The sequence below is a fragment of the Ornithinimicrobium carbonis genome (genome assembly GCF_050703245.1).
Taxonomy (GTDB): domain Bacteria; phylum Actinomycetota; class Actinomycetes; order Actinomycetales; family Dermatophilaceae; genus Ornithinicoccus.
In genome coordinates this window covers 448,310-464,658 of the sequence record NZ_CP192647.1, presented here as the reverse complement: position 1 = coordinate 464,658, position 16,349 = coordinate 448,310, and the positions used below count along the sequence as shown (strand labels likewise).

General features: G+C 75.0%; 12 protein-coding genes and 4 pseudogenes. 5 read left to right on the top strand and 11 right to left on the bottom strand.

Features of this window, described 5'->3' with window-relative positions:
* Positions 1-2,797 (bottom strand): annotated as a pseudogene (gene topA, locus ACQ95T_RS02355) (type I DNA topoisomerase).
* Between the two features lie 108 nt (positions 2,798-2,905).
* On the opposite strand from topA, the gene ACQ95T_RS02350 reads away from it, so the two are divergent.
* Positions 2,906-3,658, top strand: coding sequence for a hypothetical protein (locus ACQ95T_RS02350; RefSeq protein ID WP_425939057.1), 753 nt, complete (start codon positions 2,906-2,908; stop codon positions 3,656-3,658).
* A 28-nt stretch (positions 3,659-3,686) separates the two neighbouring features.
* Here the strand turns inward: ACQ95T_RS02350 and ACQ95T_RS02345 are convergent, their stop codons facing one another.
* From ACQ95T_RS02345 to ACQ95T_RS02330, 4 genes and pseudogenes are all read right to left on the bottom strand, one after another.
* A complete protein-coding gene (locus ACQ95T_RS02345; RefSeq protein WP_431473485.1) occupies positions 3,687-4,892 on the bottom strand; it encodes a methyltransferase in 1,206 nt (401 codons plus the stop codon).
* Positions 4,893-4,986: 94 nt separating this feature from the next.
* Positions 4,987-5,145 (bottom strand): annotated as a pseudogene (locus ACQ95T_RS02340) (DUF7059 domain-containing protein); the annotation flags it as partial.
* A gap of 144 nt (positions 5,146-5,289) precedes the next feature.
* Positions 5,290-7,616, bottom strand: a pseudogene (locus ACQ95T_RS02335) (sodium-translocating pyrophosphatase).
* Positions 7,617-7,741: 125 nt separating this feature from the next.
* Positions 7,742-7,891: a hypothetical protein gene (locus ACQ95T_RS02330; protein WP_431473484.1), complete on the bottom strand. Its 150-nt coding sequence runs from the start codon at positions 7,889-7,891 to the stop codon at positions 7,742-7,744.
* Between the two features lie 51 nt (positions 7,892-7,942).
* On the opposite strand from ACQ95T_RS02330, the pseudogene ACQ95T_RS02325 reads away from it, so the two are divergent.
* From ACQ95T_RS02325 to ACQ95T_RS02315, 3 genes and pseudogenes are all read left to right on the top strand, one after another.
* Positions 7,943-8,209: pseudogene (locus tag ACQ95T_RS02325) on the top strand (DEAD/DEAH box helicase); the annotation flags it as partial.
* Positions 8,210-8,300: 91 nt separating this feature from the next.
* Positions 8,301-10,127: a DEAD/DEAH box helicase gene (locus tag ACQ95T_RS02320; protein WP_431473888.1), complete on the top strand. Its 1,827-nt coding sequence runs from the start codon at positions 8,301-8,303 to the stop codon at positions 10,125-10,127.
* 240 nt (positions 10,128-10,367) lie between these two features.
* Positions 10,368-10,790 (top strand): hypothetical protein, encoded by a 423-nt coding sequence (locus tag ACQ95T_RS02315; RefSeq protein ID WP_425939049.1) that lies wholly within the window; start codon positions 10,368-10,370, stop codon positions 10,788-10,790.
* Here ACQ95T_RS02315 and ACQ95T_RS02310 read toward each other — a convergent pair.
* The 6 genes from ACQ95T_RS02310 to ACQ95T_RS02285 all read right to left on the bottom strand — a co-directional run bounded on the left by ACQ95T_RS02310 (position 10,740) and on the right by ACQ95T_RS02285 (position 15,508).
* Positions 10,740-11,531: an Rv3654c family TadE-like protein gene (locus ACQ95T_RS02310; protein WP_431473483.1), complete on the bottom strand. Its 792-nt coding sequence runs from the start codon at positions 11,529-11,531 to the stop codon at positions 10,740-10,742. The two genes, ACQ95T_RS02315 and ACQ95T_RS02310, sit on opposite strands and share 51 nt — an antisense overlap.
* Before the next feature lie 32 nt (positions 11,532-11,563).
* Positions 11,564-11,767 (bottom strand): DUF4244 domain-containing protein, encoded by a 204-nt coding sequence (locus ACQ95T_RS02305; protein WP_425939043.1) that lies wholly within the window; start codon positions 11,765-11,767, stop codon positions 11,564-11,566.
* A gap of 70 nt (positions 11,768-11,837) precedes the next feature.
* Positions 11,838-12,284, bottom strand: coding sequence for a type II secretion system F family protein (locus tag ACQ95T_RS02300; protein ID WP_425939041.1), 447 nt, complete (start codon positions 12,282-12,284; stop codon positions 11,838-11,840).
* Between the two features lie 143 nt (positions 12,285-12,427).
* Positions 12,428-12,898 (bottom strand): type II secretion system F family protein, encoded by a 471-nt coding sequence (locus ACQ95T_RS02295; protein ID WP_431473482.1) that lies wholly within the window; start codon positions 12,896-12,898, stop codon positions 12,428-12,430.
* On the bottom strand, positions 12,822-14,267 hold the full coding sequence (locus ACQ95T_RS02290) for a TadA family conjugal transfer-associated ATPase (protein ID WP_431473481.1): 1,446 nt from the start codon (positions 14,265-14,267) through the stop codon (positions 12,822-12,824). The genes ACQ95T_RS02295 and ACQ95T_RS02290 overlap by 77 nt, the downstream gene beginning before the upstream one ends.
* A 374-nt stretch (positions 14,268-14,641) precedes the next feature.
* The gene (locus ACQ95T_RS02285; protein ID WP_425939035.1) at positions 14,642-15,508 is read right to left on the bottom strand and encodes a Fic family protein; all 867 of its coding nucleotides are present in this window, start codon (positions 15,506-15,508) and stop codon (positions 14,642-14,644) included.
* A 299-nt stretch (positions 15,509-15,807) separates the two neighbouring features.
* Between ACQ95T_RS02285 and ACQ95T_RS02280 the strand changes: the two genes are divergently transcribed.
* Positions 15,808-16,302, top strand: coding sequence for a phage holin family protein (locus tag ACQ95T_RS02280; RefSeq protein WP_425939033.1), 495 nt, complete (start codon positions 15,808-15,810; stop codon positions 16,300-16,302).
* Positions 16,303-16,349 lie beyond the last annotated feature (47 nt).

The following is a 16,349-nucleotide window of genomic DNA, read 5'->3' as shown; positions in this document are numbered from 1 at the left end:
CTACCCGGTCGTCTTCTTCGCGGTCGTCCGGGGTGCGGTGGTCGTCGCCGCGGTCTTCTTCGCCGTCGTCTTCTGGGCGGCCGTCTTCTTCGTCGTGGACTTCTTGGCAGCCGTCTTCCTGGCGGGGGCCTTCTTCGCCGCCCGCTTGCGGGTGGTGGGCCCCTTGGCCCGCTTCTCCTCGAGCAGCTCGAACCCGCGCTCGGGGGTGATCTCCTCGGGCTCGTCCCCCTTGCGCAGGGTCGCGTTCGTCTCGCCGTCGGTCACGTAGGGGCCGAAGCGGCCCTCCTTGACCACGACCGCACGCCCGGACACCGGGTCGTCGCCGAGCTCCTTCAGCGGCGGCTTTCGCGGCCGCCCGACCCCGCTGCTTGGGCTGGGCGTAGATCGCCAGTGCCTCCTCGAGGGTGATGTCGAAGATCTGCTGCTCGCTCGTCAACGACCGGCTGTCGGTCCCCTTCTTCAGGTAGGGGCCGTAGCGGCCGTTCTGGGCGGTGATCTCCTCCCCGCTCTCCGGGTCGGCGCCCACGACGCGCGGCAGCGACATCAGGCGCAGTGCCGTCTCCAGGTCGATCGTGGCCAGGTCCATGTCCGCGAAGAGGGACCCGGTGCGCGGCCTGACCTTCTTGGCACCGCGCTTGGGCGCCTCCTCGGTCTCCGGCAGCACCTCGGTGACGTAGGGCCCGTAGCGTCCCGCCCGGGCCACGACCTCGTGGCCGGTGGCGGGGTCGGTGCCCAGCACCCGGCCGTCGTCGGCCGCGGCGGCCAGCAGCTCCTGGGCCTTCTCCCCCGTCATCTCGTCGGGGGCGATGTCGTCCGGGACCGTCGCCCGGCGGGGCTGCCCGTCCTCGTCGGCGACCTCCACGTAGGGCCCGTAGCGGCCCACCCGCACGACGGTGCCGTCGCCGATCTCCACCGCCGAGACCGCCCGGGCGTCGATGTCGCCCAGGTCCTGGACCAGGTCGCGCAGCCCCTCGGTGGAGGTCGCCTCGTCCCCGAAGTAGAACCGCTGCAGCCAGGCCACCCGCTGCTCGTCCCCGCGGGCGATCGCGTCCAGCCCCTCCTCCATCGAGGCGGTGAAGTCGTAGTCGACCAGCCGCGGGAAGTGCCGCTCGAGCAGCTGGGTCACGGCGAACGCGAGCCAGGTGGGGATGAGCGCCGACCCGCGGGTGCGCACGTAGCCCCGGTCCTGGATGGTGCCGACGGTCGCGGCGTAGGTCGAGGGGCGGCCGATCCCCCGCTCCTCCAGCGCCTTGACGAGCGTGGCCTCGGTGTAGCGCGCGGGCGGGCTGGTCTGGTGCCCCTGCGCCTCGGCCCGCAGCGTCTCCAGCGGCACGCCCTCGGAGAGCTTGGGCAGCCGGTGGCCCATCGCCCCGTCCTCGCCGTACCGGCTCTCGTCGCGCCCCTCCTCGTATGCCGCGAGGAATCCGCGGAAGGTGATGACGGTGCCGGACGCGGCATACCCCGCCCTCCTGTATGCCGTGCGCGCGCCGCCCTCGGCGGTGCTCGCCGTGCCCTCCGGCAGGGTCGCGGCCAGCCGCACGCTGGCGGTCGAGCCCTTGGCGTCGGCCATCTGCGAGGCGACGGTGCGCTTCCAGATCAGCTCGTAGAGGGCGTACTCCTGGCCGCGCAGCTCGCCGGCGACCTGGGCCGGGGTGCGGAAGGTGTCGCCCGCGGGGCGGATCGCCTCGTGCGCCTCCTGGGCGTTCTTGGCCTTCTTGCCGTAGGTCCGGGGAGCCTCGGGCACGTAGTCGGCGCCGTACATGTCCCGGGCCTGCTGACGGGCGGCGCTGATCGCCGAGCCCGACAACGTGGTCGAGTCGGTGCGCATGTAGGTGATGTAGCCGTTCTCGTACAGCCGCTGCGCGGTGCGCATCGTGGACTGGCTGTTGAGCCGGAGCTTGCGCGAGGCCTCCTGCTGCAGCGTGGAGGTGGTGAACGGCGCCGAGGGCCGGCGGGTGTAGGGCTTCTCCGAGACCTCGGTGACCGCGACCCGCGCCTCGCGGGTGCCGTCGGCGACCGCCTGGGCGGCGCCGGCGTTCAGCTGCACCGCCCCCTTGGTGCGCAGGGTGCCGTCGTCGGCGAAGTCGCGGCCGGTGGCGACCCGGGAGCCGTCGACCTCCACGAGCCGGGCGGTGAACGCCTGGCCGTCGTTGCCGCCGGGGGCGAACTCGCCCTCCACGTCCCAGTAGGAGGCGGTGCGGAAGGCCATCCGCTCACGCTCGCGCTCGACGACGATCCGGGTGGCGACCGACTGGACCCGGCCGGCCGAGAGGCCCTGCTTGACCTTGCGCCACAGGACCGGTGAGACCTCGTAGCCGTAGAGCCGGTCGAGCACGCGGCGCGTCTCCTGGGCGTCGACGAGGTCGGTGTCCAGCTCGCGGGTGTCGTGCACCGCGCGCTGGATGGCCTCCCGGGTGATCTCGTGGAACACCATGCGGCGGACCGGGACCTTGGGCTTGAGCACCTCGAGCAGGTGCCAGGCGATGGCCTCGCCCTCGCGGTCCTCGTCCGTGGCCAGGTAGAGCTCGTCGGCGTCCTTGAGCGCACGGCGCAGCTCGGTGACCTTCTTCTTCTTGTCGGCGTCGACGACGTAGTAGGGCTCGAAGCCGCCGTCGACGTCGATGGCGAACCGGCCGAAGGGTCCCTTCTTCATCTCCGGGGGCAGCTCGGAGGGGTTGGGCAGGTCGCGGATGTGCCCGACGCTCGCGTCGACGGTGAACTCCTTGCCCAGGAACTCGCCGATCTTCTTCGCCTTGGCCGGCGACTCGACGATCACCAGCTTGTGTCCTGCTGCCACGGTTGCTCCTCACCCACGGCCCGTGTGCCGCGGATTCGTCGCGGCTCCGACACGGGACCTCGGGCGTCACCGTAGCCGATCGTCGGGCGGCCGCTACGCTGCTGCCTCATGACGGTGCACCACGACGCAGGTATGCGGTCCCCCGCCCGGTCCCGCCGCTGGACGGCCCTGGGGCTGGCCGGGCTGGTACTGCTGGCCGGCTGCAGCGTGGAGGACGGGGACGGGAACGGCGACGCGTCGGAGGGGACCGCGGGCGTCCAGGACGGTGGTGGCGGGGGGGACGAGGCCGCCGGCACGGCCGGGGAGGGATCGGGCGAGGGGTCGGACGAGGGGTCGGGCGGGACCGCCGGACCGCCCACCGAGCCCGCCGACATCGCCCCGGTGGTGGCCGGCCGGTCGGCGGCCGGTGGCGACGGTGCGGTGACGGTGGAGGGGGACCACGCCGGGTTCGTGCTGCCGTCGGGCAACATCGCCTGCTCGGTCACCGCGTCCTCGGCCGTGTGCCAGGTCGTCGACAAGGACTACACCCCCAGCGGCGACCACCTGGCCTCCACGCTCGTGGGCGAATGCGCCGTGGAGGAGGCCGACGCCATCATGCTGTCGGCGGAGCGGGGCGCGTGGACCTGCCTGCCCGAGCCGCTGGTGGGCCAGGCCACGGTCGACGCCGGGGGCTGGTGGGCGGAGGAGGCCGGCGGGGACACCACGGACGTCGACGGGGCCACCGTGGCGGTGCTGCCCTACGGGTCCTCGCTCACGCTGGGCCCGGTCACCTGCTCCAGCGCCGAGGACGGCGTGCGCTGCGACAGCGACGAGATCGGCAAGAGCTTCCTGCTCTCGAACACGACCTACCAGTACGACTGAGGGGGTCCGGCCCCGCTCCCGGACGGGCTCAGCGCAGCAGGCCGTCCTTGACCAGGTCGCGCAGCAGCGGCAGCACCTCGTCCACGACGACCGGGGTGGCGACCTCCGTGAGCACCGCCAGCCCGGCGCACAGCTGCCGGGCGGTCAGGTCGCCGTCGCAGGCCCCCACGAACCCCGCCCCCAGGGTCGTCAGCCGCACGGTGCGGCGCAGGCCACCGCCCTGCCGCAGCTGGATCACCTGGGGGTCGGGGGCACCGGGGCGGCCGACCCGCTCCTCGGTGACGTCGTCGGCGACCTGCCAGGCCACGTCCAGCAGCGCGTCGTCGTCGTGCTCGGCCAGCCAGGTGCGGGCGCGCAGGCCGGCGAGGACGGCCGGCCCCATCGGGCCCGCCACGGGGTGACGCACGTCGACCAGGTCGCGCCAGGGCCCGCGCCCGGTGGCCGGCCGCTGCAGGGTGACCACGCCGAAGCCCACCCGCTCCACGCCCCGGGCCGCGAAGTCGTCCAGCCAGGCCCCGTAGAGGCGGTCGAACCCGTCCGTGCCGGGACGGGAACCGCCGTCGCGGACCCAGGTCTCGGCATACCCCTCGGCGTCCTGCACCTCCCGCTGCACCACCACCCACGCGTCCAGGCCCGTCCCCTCGAGCCAGCCGGACACGTGGTCGGTCCAGTCCTCCCCGGGCCCGAGCTCCCAGTTGGCCAGCAGCTGGGCGGTGCCGCCGGGACGCAGGTGCCGGCCGATGCCACCGACCATGTCGGCGACCAGGCGGTCGCCGGACAGCCCGCCGTCGCGGTACCCGTAGCGGGGCACGCCCTCCTGCCGCGGCGTGATGACGAAGGGCGGGTTGGACACGACGAGGTCGAAGGCCTCCTCCCCGAGGGGCTCGAGCATCGACCCCTCCCGGAGCTCGAGGGAGACGTCGTTGAGGGCAGCCGTGAACCTGGCCATCTGCAGCGCCCGGGCCGAGACGTCGGTCGCGACCACCGACCGGGCGTGGCCGGACAGGTGCAGCGCCTGCACGCCGCACCCGGTGCCCAGGTCGAGCGCCCGGTCGACGGGCGGACGGGGCGTCCAGGAGGCCAGCGTGGTCGAGGCCCCGCCGACCCCGAGGACGTGGGAGGTGGGCAGCGGTCCCCCCCACCAGCAGCTCGGACAGGTCCGAGACCACCCACCAGGTGCGCCGGCCGTCGCCGTAGGGACGCAGGTCGACGGCGGCGGTGAGCGGCGGGCCACCGCGGGTCGGCGCGGTGCCCGGGGCCCGGACCCCGCTGGTCACGAGGCCCAGGGCCCGCAGGCCCGCGGCCCCGGTCCGGGGCACGGCGAGGTCGAGCAGGGCGGCCGGCAGCGCCTCGCCCAGGACGAAGAACCGGACCAGCAGGGCGGCCGGCTCGTCGCGGCCGGCGAGCGACCGGCGGGCGGGGAGCAGCTGGTCCCGGTGCAGGGCCGCGCCGGCGGCCGGACCCAGGAGGTCGGCGAGCGCGTCCACGGCATACCCGGCGTCCTCGAGGTCCGCCCGCAGGTCGTGGATCCGGGTCGGATCGGCGGTGAGCACGTCGGACACTGTGCCACGCCGACGAGAGGGCGGCACCCCCACCGTGGGGGTGCCGCCCTCGTCCGTCGGGAGCGGGGGTCAGTCGCGGGACGCGACCCCGGCCTCCACGGGCGCCTCACCGATGGCGATGTCCCGACGCTTGGAGACCACGACCGCGCCCACGATCACCGCGGTCGCGACCAGCGCGATGGCCCAGCGCACGAGGTCGTTGGCCCCGTCGCCGTAGGTCAGGCCGACGATCGCCGGGGCGATGAGCAGGGCGACGAGGTTCATCACCTTCAGCAGGGGGTTGATGGCCGGGCCGGCGGTGTCCTTGAAGGGGTCCCCGACCGTGTCGCCGATGACGGTGGCCTCGTGGGCCGCGCTGCCCTTGCCGCCGTAGTGGCCGTCCTCGACGATCTTCTTGGCGTTGTCCCAGGCGCCGCCGGAGTTGGCCAGGAAGACGGCCATGAGCACGCCCGTGACGATGGCCCCGGCGAGATAGCCGGCGAGGGCGCCGACGCCCAGTCCGAAGCCCACGGCGATCGGGGCGAAGACCGCCAGCAGCCCCGGCGTGGCCAGCTCGGGAGCGAGTCCCGGGTGCAGATGTCCACGACCCGGGCGTAGTCCGGCTTCTCGGAGTAGTCCATGATGCCGGGCTGCTCGCGGAACTGGCGGCGCACCTCGAAGACGATCGCGCCCGCCGCGCGGGTGACCGCGTTGATGGCCAGGCCGGAGAAGAGGAACACGACCGCGCCGCCGAGGATCATGCCGACGAGCGCCCGCGGGTCGAAGACGAGGAACTGGTCCCACATCCCCGCGCCCTCGGTGTCCCCGGCGTCGGCGACAGCGCTGATGATGGCGTTGAGGTAGGAGCCGAACAGCGCAGTCGCCGCGAGCACGGCGGTGGTGATGGCGATGCCCTTGGTGATCGCCTTGGTGGTGTTGCCGACGGCGTCGAGCTCGGTGAGGATCTGCGCACCCTCGCCGTCGACGTCGCCGGACATCTCGGCGATGCCCTGGGCGTTGTCGGAGACCGGGCCGAAGGTGTCCATCGCGACGATCACGCCGACGGTGGTCAGCAGTCCGCAGCCGGCGAGCGCGACGAAGAACAGCGACAGCATGAGCGAGCCGCCGCCCAGGGTGAAGATCGCGAAGATGGCGATGGCGATGGTGACGGCGGTGTAGACGGCCGACTCCAGCCCCACGCCGATGCCCGAGAGGACCACGGTCGCCGGCCCGGTGAGCGAGGTGCGGGCGACGTCGTTGGTCGGCTTGGACTCGGTTCCGGTGAAGTGGCCGGTCAGCCACAGGATGAACGCGGCCAGGACTATCCCGATGACGACCGCCACGGCCGCGCCGAGCGCGGGGTTGACGTCGACCACGCCGTCCATGCCGCCGAACGGCTGGCCCTGGGCGGCGACGCCCAGCTCCGCGGAGTCGGTGGGCAGGAAGACGAACGCGGCCACGACCGAGGCGACGGCGGCGATGCCGGCGGAGATGTAGAAGCTGCGGTTGATGGAGCGCAGGGCGTTGACGCCCGGGGTGGCCTTGGTGATGTAGACCCCCAGGATGGCCGTGAGGACCCCGATGGCGGGGATGATCAGGGGGAAGGTCAGGCCGCCCTCGTTGCCGAGCGCGGCCGTGCCGAGGATGAGCGCGGCGACGAGCGTGACGGCGTAGGACTCGAACAGGTCCGCGGCCATGCCGGCGCAGTCGCCGACGTTGTCCCCCACGTTGTCGGCGATGGTCGCGGCGTTGCGGGGGTCGTCCTCGGGGATGCCGGCCTCGACCTTGCCCACCAGGTCGGCGCCGACGTCGGCGGCCTTGGTGAAGATGCCGCCGCCCACCCGCATGAACATCGCGAGCAGCGCCGCGCCGAAGCCGAAGCCCTCGAGGACCACGGGGGCGTCGCCCCCGTAGAGGAGCACCACCAGGGCCGCACCGAACAGGCCGAGGCCGACGGTGGCCATGCCCACCGTGCCACCGGTGCGGAACGCGATCCGCATGCCCTCGTCGCGGCTGCCGTGCCGCGCCGCCTCGGCGACGCGCATGTTGGCGGCCGTGGCCAGGTTCATGCCCAGGTAGCCGATGGCCGCGGAGAACCCGGCGCCGAAGATGAAGGCCACCGACCGTCCGACGAGGACGGAGGTGTCCTCGGCGGGCAGTGCCATCAGCAGGAAGAACGCCACGACGGCGAAGATGCCGAGGGTCTTGAACTGCCGCTGCAGGTAGGCCGAGGCCCCCTCCTGGACGGCTCCGCCGATCTCCTGCATCGAGGCGGTCCCGGGGGAGGCGGCCAGCACCTCGCGCCGGAACATGAATCCGAACACGAGCGCGACGACGGCGATGCTGAGCACGACGATCACGATCGAGGTGTCGGTGCCCGAGAGCGTCACCTCGGTCACGGCACGGACTGGGGTCATGGAACAGCCTCCTGGAGCTGGCCCGCAGCGCTGCGGGTCGACGGCGCGGGGGAGTCTCCCCCCACGGGTGTTGGTGGTCACTGTAGTGACCGGGTCCAGCCCCGTTCGTCCGGGGCCGGGGTGTGTCAGCCCGTCGTCGTACCGTGGGCGGCGTCATGGACCAGCACGCCGACCCGCAGCACCCCGACCCGCAGCACCCCGACCCGCAGCACCTCGATCCGCGCGCCGTCCTGGCGCACCTGGCCCGGGGGACGCGTGCCGGGCGGCTCGTCCACGTCCGCACGGTCCCCGCGCGGGAGGCCCGCACCGTACCGTGGCCCACCTGGGTGGCGCCGCCCGTCACCGCGGCCGTGCAGGGTGCGGGCATCGGCGAGCTGTGGGAGCACCAGGCCCGGGTGGCCGAGCTGGCCAGGGCGGGCGAGCACGTTGTCGTGGCCACCGGCACCGCCTCGGGCAAGTCGCTGGGCTACCTGCTCCCCGTCCTCACGGCCGTGGTCGAGGGGGCGGACGCCGCGAGCGGCCGGGGAGCCACGGCCCTGTACCTCTCCCCCACCAAGGCCCTCGGCGCCGACCAGGCCGCTCGGCTGCACGCCCTCGCGGTGCCCGGGGTGCGGGTCGCCACCCTGGACGGGGACACCCCTCCGGAGGAGCGGCGCTGGGGTCCGCGAGCACGCGCACTACGTCCTGACCAACCCCGACCTGCTGCACCACACGCTGCTGCCGGGCCACGAGCGGTGGCGGGCGTTCCTGCGGGCCCTGCGCTACGTGGTCGTCGACGAGTGCCACGTCTACCGCGGGGTCTTCGGTGCCCACGTCTCGGCGGTGCTGCGTCGGCTCCTGCGGGTGGCCGCGCGGTACGGCGCCCGTCCGACGCTGGTGCTGGCCTCGGCCACCGTCGCCGAGCCGCAGGCCCTGGCCCGGGCGCTCACCGGCCAGGAGGTGCGGGCCGTGACCGAGGACGGCTCCCCCCGGCAGGAGGCCGTGCTGGCCCTGTGGCAGCCCCCCGAGCTGGAGGACGGTCGTCGGCGCAGCACCCTGGCCGAGACCGCGGGGCTGCTCGCGGACCTGGTCGACGTGGGGGTGCAGACGGTCGCCTTCGCCCGGTCCCGGCAGGGTGTGGAGGTGGTCGCGGGCCGCGCCCGGGACGAGCTGGCCGACGGCGGGGAGCGCCGTCCCGGGCTCGTCGCGGCCTACCGGGGCGGCTACCTCCCTGAGGAGCGCCGGGCGCTGGAGTCGGCCCTGCGCGAGCGCAGGGTGCTGGGGCTGGCGGCCACGAGCGCCCTCGAGCTGGGGATCGACGTGGCCGGCCTGGACGCCGTCGTCATGGCCGGGTGGCCCGGGACCCGGGCCTCCTTCTGGCAGCAGGCCGGCCGGGCGGGCCGCCGGGGATCGCCGTCGTTGGCGGTCCTGGTCGCCGCGGACGACCCGCTCGACAGCTACCTGCTGGCCCATCCCGAGCTCGTCGTCGATGCTCCCGTCGAGGCCTGCGTCCTGGATCCGGAGAACCCCTACGTGCTGGCTCCCCACCTGGCCGCCGCTGCTGCCGAGCTTCCGCTGACGCGCGAGGACGTGCGGTGGTTCGGTCCCACCGTCCCCGACCTGGCCGAGCAGCTCGTCGCCGCCGGTCTGCTGCGTCGGCGCCCGACCGGGTGGTACTGGGCCCGGTCCGACCGGCCGGGCGACCACCTGCAGCTGCGCGACGCCGGCCAGCCCGTGCAGATCGTCGACACCGCGACCGGTCGCGTCCTGGGCACGGTGGACGAGGACCGCGCCCTCACCACCGTGCACGCGGGCGCGGTCTACGTCCACCAGGGCGGCGTCCACGTCGTCACCGACCTGGACCTGGAGTCCGGCGTCGCGCTCGTCGTGACCGGGGACCCCGGCTGGACGACCCGTCCGCGCACGGAGGGCGACTTCAGGGTGCGCGTCGTGCAGGAGGAGCAGGTGTGGGGCGCCGCCACGGTGAGCACCGGCACCGTGGAGGTCACCCACCGGGTCGTGTCGTTCCAGCGCGTGCTGCCCGACGGGACCGTGCTGGGCACCCACCCGCTCGACCTGCCGGAGCGCTCCATGACCACCCAGGCCGTCTGGTGGGCGCTGCCCGAGGAGGAGCTGGCCCTGGCCGGCGTGGCTCAGGAGGACGTCCCCGGCGCGCTGCACGCCGCCGAGCACGCCAGCATCGGCATGCTGCCGCTGGTGGCGACGTGCGACCGCCGGGACGTCGGCGGCCTGTCCACCGCGCACCATCCGGACACCGGGCGTCCCACCGTCATGGTCTACGACGGGCGACCCGGGGGTGCTGGCTTCGCCCGGCGCGGCTACCGCGAGATGTCCACGTGGCTGACCGCCACCCACGACCTGGTCGAGGGGTGCGGCTGCGCCACCGGGTGCCCCGCCTGCGTCCAGTCACCGAGCTGCGGAAGCGGCAACGACCCGCTGGACCGGACCGCGGCGGCCGCGGTGATCTCGCACCTGCTCTCCGAACGGGCCGTCGCCGTCCCCGCCGGCTGAGGGTCCCGCCGGCTGAGGGTCCCGCCTGGCTCACGGGCCCGCCGGCTGACGACCCGCCGGGCGACAGCCCCGGGGGTCGACGGCATCTGCGGCAGAGGCCTCCGGAGGCGGATCCGGCCACGTCAGGACGGGCGGAGCGGGTCGCCCCGCCTCGCCGGTCGTCGCCCCGTCCGATAGCCTCGACAGACACCCGACGACCGGCCTCGGGCCGGCGCCGACCCGTCCAGGAAAGGCTTCGCGATGCTCATCATCGGCTTGCTCCTCATCCTCGTCGCCGCCGCGGTCGTCGCCTACATGCTCCTGGCCACGGCGGGGGCGGCCGCCGTCAGCATCGACTACGGCGTGCTCAACCTGGAGATTCCCCCGCTCTGGATCTACCTGGCCGGGCTTGCGACCCTGGCGGTCGCCGCCCTGGGGTTCTGGATGGTCGGCACCGGCGCGCGTGCCAAGGCCCGGCGGTCCCGCGAGGTGCGGGAGCTGCGCAAGCAGGCCAAGGAGGCCGACCGTCGGGCCGTCCGCACCGACGACGCGTCTTCCCTGGACCGCAGGGCACCGCGCCCGGGGACGACGGGGACGACGGGGACGGGCACGGCCCGGGGCCCCGGCACCACGTCAGGGCCGGCGTCCTCCCAGGACCGCAGCCGGCTCGACCTGGACCGCTGAGCGATCGGGCACCACTCCGGCCGAAGCCCTGCGCTCCACGGTCCACCGGCCTCCCGCCGTCGTCCGGCTGACGACCACCTGCACCCGTGGGAGACCGGCGGCGTCGGTCCCGGCCCGGCAGCGGTCGAGCTCGGCCCCGTTGCGCCGGGCCACCCGCCCCGCGAGCCCGCAGGCCTCCCCCTCGGACGTGCCCGCGAGCACCTCCCCGACCGCCGCCAGGGCCGCCAGGTCGGCTGCCGTCCTCGCCCGCTGACCCGTCACGGCCACCGAGGCGACCAGGGCTCCCGCGAGCAGCAGGGTCGCGAGCACGCCCACCAGCCCGACCCCCAGGACGGTCCCCGCGCCGCGGTCCGCGGCGCGCGGCAGCCGGACGCGGATGGGACGGGACACCGCCAGTACCCCGTCGACGGTCACGGGCGGGCCCCCGGCTCCCACCGGGCCACGGCCCTGGCGCGCGCGGGCGGCAGCAGTCCCAGCCACGAGGCCCGGGCCGGCGCCTCGACGGTCACCACGACCTCCTCCCCGCCGGAGGAGACGCCCAGCAGGGACCCCTCGGGGGTGAGCTCTCTCCACGATGCGCCCGACGGCGGCCGCGGACTCACCGCTGGACGCAGCGCGCGCCGCGGCGCGCGCTGCGTCCTCGACCCTGACCTGGTCCACGGCCAGCGTCATCGCGGTGAGGCACAGCGCGAGCACCAGCACGACAGCAGGAAGAGCCACGGCCAGCTCGGCCGTGCTCATCCCCCGGTCGTGGACCCGGCGCCCGCGCCGGGTCACAGCGACACCGACAGCGCGGTGGTGATGACCGTGGTGACCAGGCCCTCGACGGCGCCCGACTTGACCACGGCCAGCAGCAGGGCCGCGAACGCGCACGCGGCGATGGTGCCCACCGCGTACTCGGCCGTGGACATCCCCGACTCCCTCCCCCTCCTGAGCTCCCGCACCGCGGTCGCCAGGGTGATCGTGCTCTTTCTCATGGTTCCCCTCCTTCGTGGGTGCGTCCCCGGGTGGGACGCACGTCTGTGGCGGTGGCGCGCAGAGCAGCGCCTACCAGGTCAGGTCCCGGGTCAGTGCGAGCACGACCGGGACGACGGTGATGAGCACGAACGCGGGCAGGTAGGCCAGACCGAGCGGGACCACGAGCCGGACGCCCAGGCGGGCAGCCCCGACCTCGACGTCGGCCACGGCCTCCCTGCGCAGGTCCCGCGCCGCCCCCACCAGCGCCTCCCCGGGCGCCACCCCTGCGGCCTGGGCCAGCCGCAGGCTGCGGGCGCCGGGTGTCCAGCAGGCGTCCACGAACCCCCACGCCTCGTCGGGGTCCTCCCCCCGGTGCAGGGCGGTGGCGACGTCCTGCAGCTCCCGACCGGGCGGCCCGGGGATCACGGCTCCGACCGTCCGGAGCGCCTGGGCCACGGAGCCACCACCCTGCAGGGCCAGGGCGATGAGCTCGAGCGCCTCGGCGACGAGGACCGGACCACGCGTGGGGGTCGCCATCCTTCGCGCACCGCCCGGGTGCCAGGTGCGCCGCCCCCCGGAACGTCCGGGCTCCGTCCGGGCCGGTGTCCACGTCCGCCCGGACGGCCAGCAGAGCACGGCGGCGAGGACGAGGACCGCAGCGGCCCAGCCCGACCCCGGCGTCACGCGACCCGCCCCACCACGCGGGCGACCATGCGCCCCACCAGCAGGTGCCCGCCCACGAGCAGGACGACCCCGGTCACCGCCGCGCCGGCCCCGAGGGGGTGGGCGTACAGCTCGCGCGGGCCGATCCCCAGCAGCGCGGCCATCCCCAGACCGGCCACCGGCAGCAGGGCCAGGACCCGGGCCGTGGCCCTCGCCCCGGCGGTGGCCACCTCCACCGCCCGGTGCAGGCGCCGACGTTCCCGGGCCGCCTCGGCGCTGGTGCGCACGGCCGCGGCCAGCGGCGCGCCGGTCGCGCCGGCGACCGTCCAGGCCCTGGCCACCGCCGCGACGGTGGGGCTGCCGGTCCGGCGCGCCACGCGCGCCCAGACCGGTGCCAGCGGCTGGCCCTCGTCAGCGGTTCGCCGCAGCTCGTCCCAGGCCCGGGCGCTCCCACCTCGTGGTTGGGCGGGCCCCAGCGCCAGGTGCACGGCGCGACCGGTCGGCAGCCCCGCCTCCAGGGCGGCCGCCAGCCCGTCCAGCAGCAGCACCTCCTCGGCCCCGGCCCGTCCCCGCGCCACCGCCGGCACCCGCTCCAGCCCCCGCCGGACCACGGAGCGCACCCGGGACCGCGACCGCTCGTCCCGGGGGCCCCGGACGTTCCGGGGACCCCTGTCGTCGGCGGCCCCGCCCGGTTCCTGCGGGTCCGGTCGCACGAGGACGGCGGAGGCGGCCACCAGCATGGCGAGGACGACGGGCAGGCCGGGTGCCGTTCCGAGCAACGTCGCACCGCCGGTCATGAGGACCACCCCGTCCCTCCCAGGAGCTCCTCCAGCGCGACGCGTCCCGCTCCCCGGCCCACCCGTCGCCTCCACGGGTGAGCGCAGGGACGCTGGCGACCGGCTGGCCCGGCCGCGGCCGGGAGAGCACCGCGACCTGCTGCAGGTGTCGGGCGCCGTCCGCGCGTCGGGCGACGTGCAGGACCACGTCGATGGCGCTGGTCAGCTGGGCGTGGACGGCCTCCCGGCTCATCCCGGCCAGTGCACCGAGCGCCTCCATCCGGACGACGGCGTCACCCGCCGTGTTGGCGTGCAGGGTTCCACCACCCCCCTCGTGACCGGTGTTCAGCGCCCCCAGCAGCTCCCGCACCTCGGCCCCCCGCACCTCGCCGACGACCAGCCGGTCAGGTCTCATCCGCAGGCTCTGGCGCACGAGCGTGGTGAGGGTGACGCCCCCGCGACCCTCCACGTTGTTCGTCCGGCCCTGCAGGTGGACGACGTGCGGGTGGTCCACCTGGAGCTCGCGCACGTCCTCCACGACGACGATCCGTTCGGTGGCCGGCACCTCTGCCAGCATCGCCGCCAGGAGGGTGGTCTTGCCCGACCCGGTCCCGCCCGTGACGACGAACGAGCGACGGGCGGCGACCACCGCCCGCACCACGCCCAGCCCGTGGTCGTCCAGCGCCCCCCAGGCCCGCAGCTGCCCGAGGTCCGGAGCCAGCCGACGCGCGACCCGCAGGCTGACGTGGGCCGCGCCGTCCACCAGGGGTGGCAGCAACGCGTGCAGCCGGATGCCACCCGGGAGCAGACCGTCGACCCACGGGCTGGACTCGTCGAGCCGCTGCCCGGCGAGGCCCGCCAGGCGGACCGCCAGGCGGCGCACGCTGCGGTCGTCGTGGAGCACCACCGTGGACCGTTCCACCCCTGCACCACGGTCGACCCACACCCCGCTGTCCCCGTTCACGAGGACGTCCGTCACCCCGCGGTCCTCCACCAGGGCGGCCAACGGTCCCAGCGCTGCCACCACGGCAGGCGGTGTGCGGGCGACGTCGACGGAGCCGTCGGGAGGAGGTGCGTCCATGCGCCCCACCCTGGGCGGTCCACCAGGACCGGCCAAGGGCGCGGGGATGGGGTGTGGAGAGCGCCAGCGAGCACCCACCGGATGTGGACCGGACGGCATGCCGGCGACGCGCAGACGGTCGGGGCACCGCGACAGGAACGGGATCTGCCCACCGACGGCAACGGTCGGGTCACCCGGGGCCACGCGGGCTCCCGACGCACGAGAGGACGGCCCGGCGGGGGAAAGGGGACGGCCCCGGCGGGGGGGCCGGGGCCGTCGACGTCCAAGGTCAGGGGGGGATGACCTTGAACGCCCGCGCTACGACTCTTGCGAGGAGCGCTGTTCCTTCAGTATGCACCGCTGATCGGTCGGGATGCAACTACGGGACCGGTGGATCAGACCAGCCGTCCGGCCAGCACCGCGTCGGCGATCCGCGTCCCCTCCGCCGAGGCCCGTCGGACGGCCTCGGCGCTGTGCAGGAGCCACAGGCGGACACCGTCCGGACCGCCGCCGGCGTAGGCCCCGAGCGCTCCGCGGTAGTCCGTCCCCGCCCGGTCGGCGTGGCCCACCTCGGGGACCGCGACCCCGGTGGGGTCCAGGCCACCGACCCGCAGCATGCACCGCTCCAGCGCGCGGGCCACCACGCCGTTTCCGGCCACGAACGGCCGCACCGTCACGATCTCGGCGTGCACGACCGCGGCGGCGACGAGCGTGGGGGCCCCACCACCGACCACCGAGGCGACGACCTGGTGGACGGCCGAGAGCCGCTCCTGCACCTCGACCGGTCCGGGCGGCGGCCCGAGCTCGGTCCACTCGCGGCACTCCTCCCCCGACGTCCGGGGTCGCCCCACCTGGTCCATCGGCAGCAGGTCGCCGGTCGCCGCGGCGTGCAGCGCCGCCAGCACCTGGGCAGGGGACCGCAGCTGACCGGCGCCCACGTGCTCGGTCGCGGCGGTCGCGCGCACGACCCCCGCCAGCACGCGCCATACCGGGTCGTCCGCCCGCTCCTGAAGGTCGACGCCGCCGCGGACCATGTCCCGCACCACCTGGGAGCTGAGGGTGGAGCCCGCGGGCTCGGCCCCCTCGAGCATCGCGCTGGCCGTGGCGCCCCGGACCCGGGACTCCGCGGCCGCCTCGGGGATGCGGCGCCGCAGCGCCTGGTGCCAGCGCAGCCTGGTGCAGGCCTCCCGGGCCTCCTCGACACCCTCGCCCACCCCCGGCAGGTCGGAGAGCTGACGGAGGGCGGAGAGCGGGGCGGGCACGGGTCCACTCTAGGAGGCCCGCCCCAGGGGGCCCTCGGCCGCACGGGCCGACCTCCTTGCCAAATCGTGACCTGGGACCTCTGGTGAGGGCCCACCCCCTGTGGCATCGTGCTCGGTATCGACGCGGAGCCGCCCACGGGCCGGCCCACCGGCTGTCACGGGACCGGGGTCGACACGGTGCCTGCCCGGCACGTACAGGGGGTGCTGGGCGGGCACCGTCCCGCGTCCGGGGGCCGCCCGCGGGGCCGCGGGGCGGCCCGGACCTGCACGTGCCCCGGTCAGGCGTTAGCATCCAAGCCATGGCCACTCCTGTTGACCCCGGCAAGCAGCCCTACACCGGCACGACCGGTGAGCGCACCATCGGACAGCTCGTCAGCGACGTCTCCACCGACCTGTCGCAGATCATGCGGGGCGAGATCGAGCTCGCGAAGGCTGAGATCAAGCAGGACGTCTCCCACGCGGGCAAGGGTGCGGGGATGTTCGCGGGGGCCGGTGTGCTCGCCCTCTACGGGCTGGGGCTGCTCCTGCTCGGACTCGCCGGCGTCATCGCCATCTGGCTCTCGTGGTGGGCCGGCCTGCTCATCGTCGCGGCGGTGCTCTTCCTGGTCGCCGGCATCCTCGCCCTCATCGGCAAGAAGCAGATCACCCAGGTCAAGGGCAAGCCGGAGAAGGCGATCACCCAGGCCCAGCGCACCGTGGAGACCCTCAAGACGGCCCCGGCTCAGCTCAAGGGTCCGCCGACGACGGGCGGCGCCCCCGTCCCGGCGAGCACGAGCACGACGACCTCCGTCTGACCCTCCGAGCCTCCTCGGCCGCGTCCTCGGCCGGCACTCCTGCCCGG

Bases quoted from the DNA above. Each gene is read 5' to 3' on its own strand.
- ACQ95T_RS02280 (WP_425939033.1), top strand. From the start codon at position 15,808: ATGGCCACTCCTGTTGACCCCGGCAAGCAGCCCTACACCGGCACGACC.
- ACQ95T_RS02310 (WP_431473483.1), bottom strand. From the start codon at position 11,531: ATGAGCACGGCCGAGCTGGCCGTGGCTCTTCCTGCTGTCGTGCTGGTG.
- ACQ95T_RS02290 (WP_431473481.1), bottom strand. From the start codon at position 14,267: ATGGACGCACCTCCTCCCGACGGCTCCGTCGACGTCGCCCGCACACCG.
- ACQ95T_RS02315 (WP_425939049.1), top strand. From the start codon at position 10,368: ATGCTCATCATCGGCTTGCTCCTCATCCTCGTCGCCGCCGCGGTCGTC.
- ACQ95T_RS02350 (WP_425939057.1), top strand. From the start codon at position 2,906: ATGACGGTGCACCACGACGCAGGTATGCGGTCCCCCGCCCGGTCCCGC.
- ACQ95T_RS02305 (WP_425939043.1), bottom strand. From the start codon at position 11,767: ATGAGAAAGAGCACGATCACCCTGGCGACCGCGGTGCGGGAGCTCAGG.
- ACQ95T_RS02300 (WP_425939041.1), bottom strand. From the start codon at position 12,284: ATGGCGACCCCCACGCGTGGTCCGGTCCTCGTCGCCGAGGCGCTCGAG.